12 protein-coding genes, 1 tRNA gene and 1 pseudogene are annotated in these 13,396 nt (G+C 65.6%); 5 read left to right on the top strand and 9 right to left on the bottom strand.

The genetic code is table 11. The annotated features are described in order from the left end of the window. Position 1 precedes the first annotated feature (1 nt). The 3 genes and pseudogenes from moeB (at position 2) to HNP46_RS06920 (ending at position 3,842) form a co-directional block, all read left to right on the top strand. Positions 2 to 1,891, top strand: a pseudogene (moeB, locus tag HNP46_RS06910) (molybdopterin-synthase adenylyltransferase MoeB). Positions 1,892 to 1,900: 9 nt separating this feature from the next. Continuing rightward, positions 1,901 to 2,815, top strand: a complete 915-nt coding sequence (locus tag HNP46_RS06915) for a PLP-dependent cysteine synthase family protein (RefSeq protein WP_184587146.1) — start codon at positions 1,901 to 1,903, stop codon at positions 2,813 to 2,815. Between the two features lie 19 nt (positions 2,816 to 2,834). Continuing rightward, positions 2,835 to 3,842, top strand: a complete 1,008-nt coding sequence (locus HNP46_RS06920; RefSeq protein ID WP_184587148.1) for a serine O-acetyltransferase — start codon at positions 2,835 to 2,837, stop codon at positions 3,840 to 3,842. Between the two features lie 12 nt (positions 3,843 to 3,854). Here the strand turns inward: HNP46_RS06920 and HNP46_RS06925 are convergent, their stop codons facing one another. From HNP46_RS06925 to HNP46_RS06940, 4 genes are all read right to left on the bottom strand, one after another. After that, positions 3,855 to 4,346 carry a DoxX family protein gene (locus tag HNP46_RS06925; RefSeq protein WP_409372413.1) on the bottom strand — a complete coding sequence of 164 codons (492 nt, stop codon included), beginning with the start codon at positions 4,344 to 4,346 and terminating at the stop codon, positions 3,855 to 3,857. Between the two features lie 90 nt (positions 4,347 to 4,436). Further along, positions 4,437 to 5,075, bottom strand: coding sequence for a ferric reductase-like transmembrane domain-containing protein (locus HNP46_RS06930; RefSeq protein WP_184587152.1), 639 nt, complete (start codon positions 5,073 to 5,075; stop codon positions 4,437 to 4,439). Between the two features lie 136 nt (positions 5,076 to 5,211). Further along, a complete protein-coding gene (locus HNP46_RS06935; RefSeq protein ID WP_184587154.1) occupies positions 5,212 to 6,522 on the bottom strand; it encodes an ATP-binding protein in 1,311 nt (436 codons plus the stop codon). Continuing rightward, on the bottom strand, positions 6,519 to 7,259 hold the full coding sequence (locus tag HNP46_RS06940; RefSeq protein ID WP_184587156.1) for a response regulator: 741 nt from the start codon (positions 7,257 to 7,259) through the stop codon (positions 6,519 to 6,521). Before HNP46_RS06940 ends, HNP46_RS06935 begins: the two co-directional genes overlap by 4 nt. Before the next feature lie 225 nt (positions 7,260 to 7,484). On the opposite strand from HNP46_RS06940, the gene HNP46_RS06945 reads away from it, so the two are divergent. Continuing rightward, the gene (locus HNP46_RS06945) at positions 7,485 to 7,757 is read left to right on the top strand and encodes a DUF2790 domain-containing protein (RefSeq protein WP_184587158.1); all 273 of its coding nucleotides are present in this window, start codon (positions 7,485 to 7,487) and stop codon (positions 7,755 to 7,757) included. Between the two features lie 83 nt (positions 7,758 to 7,840). Then, the gene (locus HNP46_RS06950; RefSeq protein WP_184587160.1) at positions 7,841 to 9,058 is read left to right on the top strand and encodes a cytochrome c biogenesis protein DipZ; all 1,218 of its coding nucleotides are present in this window, start codon (positions 7,841 to 7,843) and stop codon (positions 9,056 to 9,058) included. 44 nt (positions 9,059 to 9,102) lie between these two features. Here the strand turns inward: HNP46_RS06950 and HNP46_RS06955 are convergent, their stop codons facing one another. From HNP46_RS06955 to HNP46_RS06975, 5 genes are all read right to left on the bottom strand, one after another. After that, positions 9,103 to 9,504 (bottom strand): helix-turn-helix domain-containing protein, encoded by a 402-nt coding sequence (locus tag HNP46_RS06955; protein ID WP_184587162.1) that lies wholly within the window; start codon positions 9,502 to 9,504, stop codon positions 9,103 to 9,105. A 7-nt stretch (positions 9,505 to 9,511) separates the two neighbouring features. After that, on the bottom strand, positions 9,512 to 9,796 hold the full coding sequence (locus HNP46_RS06960) for a type II toxin-antitoxin system HigB family toxin (protein WP_184587164.1): 285 nt from the start codon (positions 9,794 to 9,796) through the stop codon (positions 9,512 to 9,514). Between the two features lie 274 nt (positions 9,797 to 10,070). Next, positions 10,071 to 11,921: a sensor domain-containing diguanylate cyclase gene (locus tag HNP46_RS06965; RefSeq protein WP_184587166.1), complete on the bottom strand. Its 1,851-nt coding sequence runs from the start codon at positions 11,919 to 11,921 to the stop codon at positions 10,071 to 10,073. A 115-nt stretch (positions 11,922 to 12,036) separates the two neighbouring features. After that, positions 12,037 to 12,110, bottom strand: a tRNA-Gly gene (locus HNP46_RS06970). A gap of 151 nt (positions 12,111 to 12,261) precedes the next feature. Then, complete coding sequence (locus HNP46_RS06975) at positions 12,262 to 13,155, bottom strand: alpha/beta fold hydrolase (protein WP_184587582.1); 894 nt, start codon at positions 13,153 to 13,155, stop codon at positions 12,262 to 12,264. Positions 13,156 to 13,396 lie beyond the last annotated feature (241 nt).

Below are 13,396 nucleotides of genomic sequence, written 5' to 3' on the forward strand. Positions count from 1 at the left end.
CATGGGCAGCCAACAGGTCCTGACGGCCGCCGTGCTGCAGGAAATCTTCAGCCATGCCGAGACGCATTACCCCGGCGAATGCTGCGGCCTGGTGTTCGCCGACGCCACGGTGCACCGGGCCAGCAACATCCAGGATGCCCTGCACCGCCAGCAGCCGGAGGTTTTCCGCCGCACCGCCGGCAATGGATACACCTTCGCGATAGCCGACAGCCTGCTCCTCCAGCAAAGCCTGCGGGGCGGCAATCCGGCGCGGATCATCTACCACTCCCATCCGGACGTGGGCGCCTACTTCAGCCGCGAAGACCAGGACAAGGCGCTGTTCATGGGCGAGCCGATCTTTCCGGTCGCCTACCTGGTCGTCGATGTCCGCGCCGCGCGGGCATGGGGCGCCCGGCTCTTCGAGTGGAACGGCAGTGAATTTTCATGCAGTGGTGAGTTTGCCAACCGGCCAAGCCACGGGTAACAGGGAGTCGTCATGAGTGCAGTCATCTTTCCCGAGGTCCTGGCCCGCGTCGCCGGGCTGCCGTCCACTCGCCTGCCCAGCCAGGGCAACACGGTGCGGGAGCGGCTGGAGTACCTGTGCGAGCGCCATGCTGCGCTGCGCGCGCACCTGTTCCACGGCAATCGGCAGGTCAAGGACCATTTCCTCCTCACTGCCCATGGCCAGTTGCTGCTGGGTGACAGTCCGCTGGACGCGGATGCCGAACTGGAGATCCTGCTGGCGACCTCCGGCGGGCTGGACCTGGACGAGCTGAGCAATGACGAGGTGCGCCGCTATGTCCGCCACATCACCCTGCCCAATGTCGGGCGCCAGGGCCAGTTGCGGCTGAAACGGGCTCGCGTGCTGATCGTCGGCACCGGTGGGCTGGGCTCGCCGGTGAGTCTCTATCTGGCGGCTGCCGGGGTCGGCACTCTCGGCCTGGTGGATTTCGACCGGGTCGAACGCAGCAACCTGCAGCGCCAGGTGGTGCATGGCAGCGCCACGCTCGGCCTGCCGAAGGTGGAATCGGCGCGGCGCCGGCTGCTGGACCTGAACCCGGATATCGAAATCACCGCGTACGACACGCCGTTGAATGCCGACAACGTCCTGCAACTGGTCGGCAGCCATGACCTGGTGGTGGACGGCACCGATAATTTCGCCACGCGCTACCTGCTCAACGATGCCTGTGTCCTGCTGGGCCGGCCGTTGGTCTACGGTGCGCTGCAGCGCTTCGACGGCCAGGCCAGCGTGTTCAACCAGGGCGATGGTCCGTGCTACCGCTGCCTGTTTCCCCAGCCGCCACCGCCGGAGCTGTCGCCCAACTGCAGCGCCGCCGGGGTGATCGGGGTGCTGCCCGGGGTGATCGGACTGATCCAGGCCACCGAGGCGGTGAAGCTGGTGCTGGACATCGGCCAGTCGCTGTCCGGACGCTTGCTGCGCTTCGATGCCTTGGCCATGCGCTTTTCCGAGCTGAGCCATGGGCGTCGCGCGGATTGCCCTACCTGCTCGCCAGCGCGCCGCGATCGCTGCCTGCAGCCGCTGCCGGAAGCCTCCTGCGCCGCCAGCAGCGCGCCGGCCAGCGAGCTGCCGGATGATTTCTTCCTTGCTCCGCGGCAGGTGCACGAGCGGCTCGCGGGCCGCCGCGACCTGCATCTGCTGGATGTGCGCGAGCGCAATGAGCTGGAGGTCTGCCAGTTACCGGGCGCCGTGAGCATTCCCGCCGGTGAGGTGCCTGCACGGCTGGGTGAGCTGGACCCGCAGCACTCCTGGTGCGTGGTCTGCTATGCCGGTGCCCGCGCCGAGCGGGTCGCCGTGCAGCTGATGGCCCAGGGCTTCGGTTCGGTCTGCGTGTTGCGCGGCGGGTTGAAGGCCTGGGCGCGGGATATCGATCCCGACATGCCGCTGTACTGAGGCCGGGCCATGATCCATTCCTCCTTGCTCGATGTGATCGGCAACACCCCGGTGGTGCGCTTGCCGGCGTTCAGCGCCGAAACCGGCTTCGATGTCTACGCCAAGCTCGAGTCCCTCAATCTGGGCGGCAGCCACAAGGCGCGCATCGCCCTGGCGATGATCCGCGATGCCGAGGAACGCGGCATCCTGGTGCCCGGCAGCGGGCAGACCCTCATCGAACCCAGCGGCGGCAATACCGGCATCGGCCTGGCCATCGCGGCGAACATCCTCGGCTACCGCCTGGTGCTGGTGATCCCGGACAACTACAGCGCGGAGAAGCAGCAACTGCTGCGCCTGTATGGCGCGCAGGTGGTGCTGTCGGACAGTCGCCGGGGCAACAATTCCCACGGCGAGCGGGCCATGCAGCTGCAGTTGGAGAACCCCGGCTACGTGATGCTCAACCAGCAGCGCAACCCGGCCAACCCGGAGATTCACCGGCGCAGTACGGCCCAGGAGATTCTCCGTGACTTCGCCGCTGGCGCTCCGGATTGCCTGGTCGCCGGCATCGGTACCGGCGGCCATCTCACCGGGCTGGGGGAAAGTCTCAAGGCGCGCTGGCCGACGCTGGGTGTCTTCGGCGTCGAGCCGGAGGAGTGCGACCTGCTGCGCAACCGGCATGCGCCCCATGGCATCCAGGGACTGTCGATTGGGCTGGTTCCTGCCATTGTCAACCTGTCGGTCCTCGACGGGATGATCAAGGTATCGCGGCATGACTGCCTGGACCGGATACGCCGGACCATGCGCGAGGACGGCCTGAGCCTGGGGCTGTCCTCGGCGGCCAATCTGGTGGCGATTGCGCGGATGCGCGATGAGTGGATGAAAGGCACGCGGGTGCTGACGCTGGTCTACGACAGCGTGGATGGCTACCTGCCCGAGTTGGCGTGATCCTGGGGAGAATCCTTGCATGCATCGGCAAATCAAGCGGACAGCGCTCGAGGAGCGGCTGTTCGAACTGCTCGCCCAGGTGCTCAGTCCCACGGACTGGGTGCAGCTGATCCCCTGCCTGGACACCCTCTGGAGCGGCGCCCTTGAGCAGGTGCAGGAGGACCTGCAAGCCTACGCCGAGCGCGATCCGGCCTCGAATGGCCGGGCGGAGGTGATCCTGGATACCTACGCCTCGTTCAAGGCCATCCTGTTCCATCGCTTTGCCCACCCGATCTGGCACAACCCCGACATCGCCGACCACGAGAACATCGCCCAGCGGCTGGCCAACGCCGGCAAGCTGCAGTCCGGCGCCGAAATCCATCCGGCGGCGAGCATCGGCCGGCGTTTCGTGCTCGACCACGGCTATGGCACGGTGATCGGCGAAACCTGCGAAATCGGCGACGACTGCTACCTGCTCAGCGGGGTGACGCTGGGGGCTTCGGGCATTGCCGACAATGGCTCGGGCAAGCGCCATCCGACCCTGGGCAACCAGGTGGAGATCGGCGCGGGCGCGCGACTGCTGGGGCCGATCAGCATCGGCGATAGCGTCTTTATCAGCCCGGCCTGCGTGATCACCCGTGACGTGCCGGCCCATTGTCGGATCAGCGTGGCCAACCAGCTGCAACTGCAGCGCGACGGCAGCCTGCCGTCCCGCGGCTACCTGGGAGCCTTCGCCGCCGATGGGTACGTGCACCTGGTGGGCGAGCTGCCGCCCAGCTGTGCGCTGGAGCTGGTGGACGCCGACCATCGACCGCTGGACTGGCTGGAGCTGCGCCAGGATTCCGCCTGCCGCCATCACGCGCAGTTCAGCCTACGCCGCTCGAAAGGGACGGAGCTGGACTCCAGGCTTCCGATCAACCTGCATCTGGCGGGGGCGGGGCAGGATGTCACGCTGATCGACCCGCCGGGGCTGGCTCAGCTGATCTGCAAGCTGGCCCAGACCCAGGAGCCTTTACTGGAAGCGGCGCCGCTGCTGCTCCCTGGTTGAGCCGGTCAGGGCTTATGGCAGCCACCTGCTCAGCACTCGGTCGAGGCTGAAGCGGCCGGCGCCCTTGAGCAGCAGCGGCAGCAGCGCCACCAGGTAGATCAGCGGCAGCTTGTAGTTGCCGAAACCGTGGTCGGTGATCGAGTAACCCTGGGCCAGTTCCGCCAGGCTCGACCACTGCGCCGGCCAGTGCACGGCGGCGATGGCGACGACGGTCACGACGATCAGCGAGGCCGAGGCGAAGCGGGTCGCCAGGCCGAGCAGGAGCAGCACCGGCGCGATCAGCTCGGCCCACATCGACACCTGCCAGTCGAACCCGGCGGAGAAGTGGTTGAAGGGGAAGGGGAAGCTTTCGTGGATCTGTTCGAACCAGTTGTCGCCGTGCCATTTCTCCAGGCCCGACTCGAAGAATTCCCAGGCCAGGAACAGCCGCAGCGGGATGTCCCAGCCCCAGGCGGCGAGGCGGTCGAGTTGGTCGAAGGCAGATTTGATCGGGTTCAGCTTCATTGGGTTAAGGCCAAGCAGGGTCATGGTGCACCTCAAAGGCAAGAGTCGGGTGGCCGGGCGCGAAAGTCCCGGCCTTCAAGGAAGCAGGAATCAGATGTTCGGAAGCGCGGTGCGGGTGCTACGGCGCAGGCGCACGGCCAGCTTGGCGACGAGCTTGAAGGCGATGGCGCTGAAGATCAGGCCGAAGCCCAGCGGGTACCAGGAGCCCATTGGCAAGCGCTTGTAGAAGGACAGGAAGAACACCCCGGCGATCACCCAGGTCCCGGTGCTGTGCAGGCCCTTCCACAGGCGCGTGCCGAGCAGCTTCATCGCGTAGGGAAAAGAAGTGATCGCCAGCAGGAAGATGAAGACGTAACCAACCGAGCCGGGAATGTTCGCGGCGGCGCTGCGGCCGTGCCAGAAGGTCTCCGGGAAGAACTTCACGTAGAGGATGATCAGCACCGCGTGCACGGCGTGGGAGAAGGCGAACGCCAGGCCGAGGAAGCGTCGCTCGCGCAGCAGGCCGCGGGTGAAATCGCTGGGCACCAGCGCCGCCAGGGACGAAGCGAGGAAGGTGGCGAGAAACAGCGCGAAGGAGGTGCGGGCGGTGACGCGGATCGAGCTGCGCAGCGCCTCCACCCATTGCGGCTGGGACCACAGCGCCAGTGCGGCGGCAATCAGCACCAGCAGCGCGAGCAGGGAGAACAGGCGCCAGCCATGCAGGCGGGCGGCTTCGGTGGTACTTGTCATGGCAGGCTCCATTGGGGAACGCGGCGGGCGGGGTGCCACCGCGGTTCGTGGAGCCATCCTGAAGGCGGGCCTTATACCGGATGTGTCCGGCAAAGGCCGTCTTGTATCTCTGTGTACAACTCCCTCAAGAGCCGCCTCAGGTGGAAGGGCGCAGCTCCAGCTGTGCGCACAGGCCGCCGCTGGCGCGGTTGCTCAGGGTCAGGGTGCCACCCAGGGCCTGGCTCAGCTGCTGGGCGATCGCCAGCCCCAGGCCGGTGCCGCCGGTGCTGCGGTTGCGCGAGCTTTCCACCCGGTAGAAGGGCTTCACCACTTCGGCGAGCTCTTCCTCGGGAATGCCGGGGCCGTCGTCCAGTACACGAACACACACAATGCCCTGGGCGTCGCGTTCGATTTCCACCTGGGCGGCGCCGCCGAACTTCAGGGCGTTGTCCACCAGGTTGGTGAGCACCCGGCGCAGCGCATGCGGGCGGGTTTCCAGTACGACGTTGCTGGCGCCTTGCAGCTCCACGGCCTGGCCGCTGTCCTGGTAGTCCAGCACCAGGCTGTCGAGGAAGGAGTCGAGGTTGACCTTCACCGCCGCCTCGCTGGCGCCGTCCATGCTGCGCGCGTAGGCCACGCCTTCGCGGACCAGGTGCTGCATCTCTTCCAGGTCGCTCCACAGGCGCTCGCGTTCGGGCGAGTCGTCCATCTGCTCGACGCGCAGCTTCATCCGCGTGATGGGCGTCTGCAGGTCATGGGAGATGGCGGCCAGCAGTTGCATGCGCTCCTTCAGGTAGGAACCGATGCGGCCCTGCAGCGCATTGAAGGCGCGGGCGGCGTAGGCGACCTCGCTGGGGCCGCGCTCGTCCAGTTCCGGCGCCGGGGCGTCCGGGTCCAGATCGTCCACCGCGCGGGCCAGGCGGGTCAGCGGGCGGATCGCCAGGCGCACGGCGAGCCAGGTGCAGAACAGCAGCAGTGCCAGTTGCACCACCAGCACCCACGGCAGCCACTGCGCCACCGGCACGCCCTTGGGCGTCACGTCGATGGTCAGCGGCATGCCGTCGGCCAGCTTCAGGTGCGCCTGGAAATGCGGAATGGAACCGGGGATGTTCTCGAAACGCAGCGCATAGCGCTTGCCGACCACATCGGCGATGGACATCGCCGCCATCGGCGCCTGCGCCATGTTCATCGGCTCGCCCGGCGTACCTTCGCTGAGCAGGTAGCGGTAGTTGGGCCGCTGCACCATCGGCAGCCAGGCCTCGCGCTCGTCGCGGGGCAGGCGGTCGAGCAGGGCCACGGCGGTGCTGACGTCGGTTTCCAGGTTGCCCAGCATCATGTTGCGCGCGCTCTGGTAGCGCTCGTAGAACTGCGAGCAGAACGACAGGCTGTAGGCGAACACCAGCCCGGCGAGGAAGATCAGCGCCAGGCGCGCGGCCAGGGTGCGTGGCCAGTGCAGGAGGGATTTCATGCGTGGGGCTCGATCAGCTCGACGGCCAGGGCGAAGACGTAGCCTTCGCTGCGCACCGTCTTGATGTAGGCCGGCTCGCGAGCGTCATCCAGCAGGCGCTGGCGCAGGCGGCTGACCAGCAGGTCGATGGAACGGTCGAAGATGTCCGCCTCGCGGCCCTGGGTCAGGTTCAGCAGCTGCTCGCGGCTGAGTACGCGTTGCGGGTGATCGACGAATACGCGCAGCAAGCGGTATTCCGCACCGCTCAGGGCGACCAGGGTGCCGTCTTCGTCCAGCAGGTGGCGCGCGGTGGTGTCCAGCTTCCAGCGGCCGAAGCCGATCAGCCGGCTGGCCTCGCTGACCTGCAGGTTGGGCGGCAGCATGCGCGTGCGCCGCAGCACGGCGTTGATCCGCGCCAGCAGCTCGCGGGCGGAGAAGGGCTTGGTGAGGTAATCGTCGGCGCCCATTTCCAGGCCGATGATGCGGTCGGTCTCGTCGTTGCGCGCGGTGAGCATCAGCACCGGGGTGGACTTGTGCTTGCCCACGCGCAGCTCGCGGCACAGCTTCAGGCCGTCGTCGCCGGGCATCATGATGTCCAGCACGATCAGGTCCACGGCGTTGGCGTCGAGGAAGGCGCGCATCTGCCGACCGTCTCCGGCCAGGCTCACGCGCAGGCCGTTCTTCTTCAGGTAGTTGCCGACCAGCTCGCGGATCTCGCGGTCGTCGTCGACGATCAGTACGTGATCGACATGGTCCATGCCGGTGCCTCGTTGGTAGTGGGTTGAGGCGAGTTTATAGCGCAGCGTCGCGCTTGCCTGCCGTGCTTTGTATTCCACTGTATCTACAGTCGCCGCCGATACCCGGCGCGGCAAACCCGGGGCTTGCGCGACACAAGTCCGATACCTCCTGGACGTGAAATGGGCACCAACGGCGAGACACACAGCCTCTGCCGGCCAAACCCGACACAGGACAGGAGAACCACCATGAAAGCCATTCAGATCGCCAACGCTTGCCTCTTCGCCGCCATTGCCGGCTTCGCCAGTTTCGGCGCACAGGCCGCCGACTCGCAGCCCGTCGAGCAATACCACTACGGCCAGAAACTGGACGTGAAGCGCGTCCTGGCCATCCACGAAGAAAGTGCCTCGCCATTCGACTGCGGCATCGTCAATGCCCGCATGGACTACCTGGATTCCAGCGGCCAGCCGCACAGCCTGGCCTATCGCAAGTTCGCCACCGACTGCAACGAAGGCGGCTGATTCCCCTGGGCCGCGGCCACGGACGGCCGCGGCGTTTATTCCCTCAGCGTGAACCCACGGGCCGACGGCCCACCGAGGTGCCCATGTTGCTCATCGCCTTTCTCGGCGGGGCGCTGACCCTGCTCAGCCCCTGCATCCTTCCCGTGTTGCCCCTGTTGCTGCAGCGCGCCGGCGGACCGGCGTGGTCGCCCTGGGTCACGCTGCTGGGCCTGGCCAGCGGCTTCGCTGTGCTGGCGAGCCTGGCGAGCGTCTCCAGCAACTGGGTGATCGCCGCCAGCGAGTGGGGTCGTTACTTCGCCTTGGTGCTGCTGGCAGTTTCCGCCCTGGCGCTGCTCTGGCCGCGCTTCAGCGACGCTCTGGCCAAACCCTGGGCGTGGATCGGCAACCGCCTGCACGGTGAATCACGGCGCCTGCCGCCGGCGCTTTCCGCGTGGGTGCTGGGTTTTGCCGCCGGCCTGCTGTGGGCGCCCTGCGCCGGGCCGGTGCTGGGGCTGATCCTCTCCGGCGCCATGCTGCAAGGGCCCAGCGCGCAGACCAGCCTGCTGCTGTTCGCCTACGGCCTGGGCAGCGCCAGCGTCCTCGGCATCGTCCTCTTCGCCGGTCGCCGGCTGATGCAGCATCTGCGTCCGCGCATGGCCGTCATCGAAGGGCTGCGCCGCGCCACCGGCGTGCTCGCCCTGCTGGCGGTGGTGGGCATCGCCAGCGGTGCCAGCGCGCAACTGGCGGCGGGTAGCTCGTCCACCCTGGTCAACAGCCTGGAGCGCAAGGTTGTCGATGGCGTGCCGATGCTGATCAGCCAACTCATGCCCGGCGACGATGCCCACGGCGCCGAGCACCTGCCCGACCTCGGCCCCGCGCCAGAGCTGCAAGGCGCGGTGGAGTGGATCAACAGCCTCGAACTGAACCTGCGCGACCTGCGCGGCAAGGTGGTGCTGGTCGACTTCTGGACCTACGACTGCATCAACTGCCAGCACAGCCTGCCGTACGTGAACGCCTGGGCGAAGAAGTACGCCGACCAGGGCCTGGTGGTAATCGGCGTGCACACCCCGGAATACCCCTACGAGCGCATCCCGGCCAACGTCCGCGATGCGGTGAGTAAGCACGACATCCACTACCCCGTGGCGCTGGATAACCAGTACCGGATCTGGAACGCCTTCGCCAACCAGTACTGGCCGGCGCACTACTTCATCGACGCCCAGGGGCGTATTCGCCACCTGTCGATCGGGGAGGGCGGGTATGAGGAGCAGGAACAGGTGATTCAGGCGTTGTTGAAGGAGAGGGAGGGGGTGAAGGCCGGCTGATCCAGCCCTTGAATAAAAGGCCCCGCCATGGCGGGGCTATTTATTCAGAAGAACACGTCAGTCGGTACCTTGAACCGCTCGCTGAGCGCTCGAATCTGACGCACGTTGAGCTTGCGCTTGCCATTGAGAATTTCGGAGACAACCGATTGCGCACCAATCTCCGGCAGATCGCTCTGGGTCAACTGATGCTCGGTCATCAGGAAGCGCAGAACCTCATGGCCCGGTGCATCGGGGATCGCATAATGCTCGGCGTCGTAGGCCACGATCATGTCGCCTACCTGCGAAGCCAGTGAGCTGAGAGGGTGGCCTTCATCACCAGCGATTTCGTCGAGCAGCTCGTCCAGCGCTTCCACCAGAACATTGTATTCGGCTTCGGATTTCGGCGGAGTCAGCAGTGGGGCGATGAAGCGCCAGTGCTCGGCAGCCTGTTTCAGTAGCGCGTTCATGCGCACCTCACTTCCAGTGGTTACGGTCGTACTCTTTATGGTCGAGGACCGCCCGGATAAATACTTTCTTGAAGGTGTAATCCACAGTGGCGATCAACCTCAGCTTGTTGCCGCCAATGTCGAACACATGCTTGTCACCGACCTTGTCCACGCTCGGGAACAGCTGCTTCATGGCCGCGAAGTCCTTAGGCTCCAGTTTTCTGATCAGCCTGCACCAGGCATCCAGCGCGGTCGACGCATGTGGCCATCTTTCCTGTGCTTCCCGAATACGTTTCTGGGTGATGACATGCATATCGATGTCCGTATCGCAGATTGCTATGGGATGGTAAGGGTCGTGACGATCTATAGCAAGTTGCTATTGAGGCTCGGAGTTTTCAAGCTGTGGGGCGAGGTCGTCCTCGGGACGAATTTGACCAGTTCTTCGGTATCTTTTCTCCGGCCATCAATCACCAGCGGAGTTGTGGATAACAGTCCGCAAGCTGCTCCAACTCATCGAACGCAAAGCTCGCTCTGCTCCGCTTGATGCTCAGCCAACACAGGTAATGCCTGCTGTTGAGGTGGCAAATCTAGCCGCCCACCACCTGATTGCGCCCCTGCTTCTTCGCCTCGTACAACGCCGCATCCGCCCGCTGCACCAGCGCCTCGGCGGAAACCTCCTGACCCGGCACCGAAGCCGCGATGCCTATGCTCACGCTCACCCGCCCCAACGGCGAAAGCTCGTGGGGCAGGGCGAGGGCCTCCACCGCCTGCAGCAACTTGTTCGCCATGCCACGCACACCGGCGAGGTCGGTCATGGGCGCGAGGAAGACGAATTCCTCGCCGCCATAGCGCGCCACCAGGTCGGTGGAGCGGCTGACCGTGGCCGCCAGCGCCTGGGCGATCGCGCGCAGGCAGGCGTCGCCGGACGGGTGGCCATAGTGATCGTTGTAGCGCTTGAACCAGTCCACATCGACCACCGCCAGCGCCAGCAGCTCGCCCGAGCGGCGCGCGTGGCCCCATTCCTGTTGCAGCACCTGGTCGAAGCGGCGGCGGTTGGCGATGCCGGTCAGTGCGTCGGTCAGGCTCATGGCTTCCAGCTGGGTGTTCAACTCGCGCAGCTCATCGGTGCGTTCGGCCACGCGCAGCTCCAGTTCGTGCTCGGAGCTGCGCAGGTTATCCACCAGCTGCTGCTGCGCCTGGATCAGCTCCTCCTGCACCCGCGCCTTCTCCCGACGCATCACGTTGAAGCGGTCGGCGAGGGCGAAGGCCAGCACGATCATCTCCATCGCTGAACCCAGTTGCAGCCCGTCCACGGTGAACGCGTTGGTCGGCAGGATGCCCATGGCGCGCAGCGAGGTCATCGCCCCACCGAGCATCAGCAGCGCAAAGGCCGCCAGGAAGAAGAACGCACTGCGCTGGCGCTTGAACGCGCTGACGATGGCGGCTGCCAGCAGCACCACCGCCGTGGCGAAGTTCAGCAGGATGCCGGCGCGGGAGAAATACGGCAGCGCGACGGCGTAGGCGACGAGGCTGAGCAGGTACAGCACGATCATCCCGCGCAGCACCCAGTCCAGCCGCGGCAGGATGCGCTCGAGCTGCATCATCCGCCGCGCAAAAAGCAGCAGCGCGGCCAGCGCCAGCGACACACCCGAGTAATAGACGACATTGGAGTTGAGCGGCAGGCCGAAGATCGTCCAGTCCGGCGCCAGGCCATTCTTGATCGCCAGCGCCGCGGCCGTGCAACTGACGAAAATCACGTAGAGCAGGTAGATCGGATCACGCAGGGCGAGCAGCAGCATCAGGTTGAACAGGATCATCGCCATGGCGATGCCGAAGTACCACGCCTTGCCCGTGTAATCGTCGCGCTCGTAGGCGTGAAACGCCTTCACCGGCCACAGCTGCAGCGGCACCACCAGCCCGATGCTCGACTCCACCCGCAGGTACACCACCTGCTCCGAGTGCGCCGGCAGGTTCAGCGGAAAGACCACGTTGCGGTTCGGGTAGACCTTGTTCGACTGCGGCACATCGCTGCCGGTGTCGATGGTCCTGTACGACCCATCCGCCTGCGGGATGTTGGCCTGTACGTGGGAGACACGCGGGTTCTCCACCACCAGCAGGCGCTGCAGCGGCGCATCACTCGGGTTGCCCAGCTGCAACTTCAACCAGAACGCCGAACGGGTGAAGCCCATCGCCAGGGAACTCCCCGACCGCTGATCGCCCTTGAAGCGTGCCTGCTGCTCGGGCGCTTGCACGTCCGCCAGCGTCAGGCTGCGACTCGGGTCTTCGAGGACGGAAACGTAGCGGGTCAGCGTCAGCGGCTGGGTGGTGAGGCTGGCAGCGTCGACCACCGAATCGGCCCAGGCGGGGCGAATCAGCAGAACCAGAAGGCAGAGCTGGAGCCAGGACAGGAACTGCCGGTGCGGGGCGAGGGCGGGCATGCGGCGGGTCCGGGGATGTAAGTGTGCCAAGGAGTTTACAAGACCCGGTTTGGCGACGCCAAAAACACAAAAGCCCCCGGTAACTCGCGTTGCCGGGGGCTTTTGCTGGGGATTCTGGAGCGGGCGAAGGGAATCGAACCCTCGTCATGAGCTTGGGAAGCTCAGGTAATGCCATTATACGACGCCCGCTTGGGGGTGCCTTTTTACCAGAAGGGCGGGGCTTAGTGAAGCCTTGGGCGCCGAGGTGTGTGGTGTTGCGGGAGTCGTGAAGCCGTCTGCAGGGTGAAAAACCGGGGGCGGAAGGTCTGGGGCCGGCCCCCGGCTGTGTGCGCTGGCTGCATCAGCCCACCATGGCGGCGATGGGCACGCCCTGGCTGCTGGGCAGGTAGGGGTTGGCCAGGACCGGGTGGCGCTGGGGCTGGAGGAAGGCCAGGAGGGCGTCCTGGGTTTCCTGCCAGGCCTTCTTGTGTTCCACGTCGATGAAGTGACCGGCGTTGCGGATGGTGCGGAACTCGCAGTCCGGGATCAGTTGCTGGAACAGCCTGGCCTCGGCCGGGGTGGTGTAGATGTCCAGCTCGCCGTTCATGAACAGCAGCGGGATGTCGATGGCGGCGAACTTCTCCATGTAGCTTTCCGCGCTGAGCTTGAGCACCTGGCAGATGTGGAAATGCATCTGCTGGTATTCATGCTCGTGGAGGCCGCTGACGTGGCGGAAGTTGTAGCGCTTGAACAACTGCGGCAGGTAGCGGCCGATGGTGTCGTTCACCAGGTTGCCGATGTGGGTGCGATCGCACGCGCTGAGGTAGTCCAGGCCGCGATGCAGGTAGTCGAGCATCGAGGCGTTGAGCAGCGGCGAGAAGGAGTTGATCACCGCCTTCTGGATCCGCGCCGGGCGTTCGGCGAGGGCGAGCAGGGTGGCGACGCCGCCCCAGGAGAAGGACATCACCACGTCGGCGCGGTAGTGCTCGATCAGGTCGAGCAGCAGCTGCGCTTCGTACTCCTTGGTGATGAACTCGCGGCAGTCGTTGTGGGCCCTGGACTGGCCCGCGTACGGCTGGTCGTAGCAGACGACGTTGAAGTGCGGTTGCAGGTATTTCACCGTTTGCGCGAAGGAGGCGGTGGTCGCCAGCGAGCCGTTGACCAGGATGATGGTCTGGCGCGCTTCCCTGTTGGCATGGAACTCCGTGTGTACCCGATGTTGCTGAATCTCGACGACGGCGGTTTCCGGCCTCATGTCGTATTCCTCCAGACGCAGGTCATGGTGCGCATCCCAGGCGGATGCGAAGAAAGTACCCAGGCAGAGGAAAGCGTCTTGACGTGACAGCTTCATGTCACTCGACGAAAGTTAACAATCTCTTAATTTTCAATTGCTTGGAGCATCAATAGACGCGATTTCCGACGCCGGTTGAGGCGCGGATTCGGGCTTTTGATCAGGCAGGAAGGGGCGGCTTGGGGAACTGCGCGCCGCGAAAGCA

The sequence above is a fragment of the Pseudomonas nitroreducens genome, assembly GCF_014204515.1.
Taxonomy (GTDB): Bacteria; Pseudomonadota; Gammaproteobacteria; order Pseudomonadales; family Pseudomonadaceae; genus Pseudomonas; species Pseudomonas nitritireducens_A.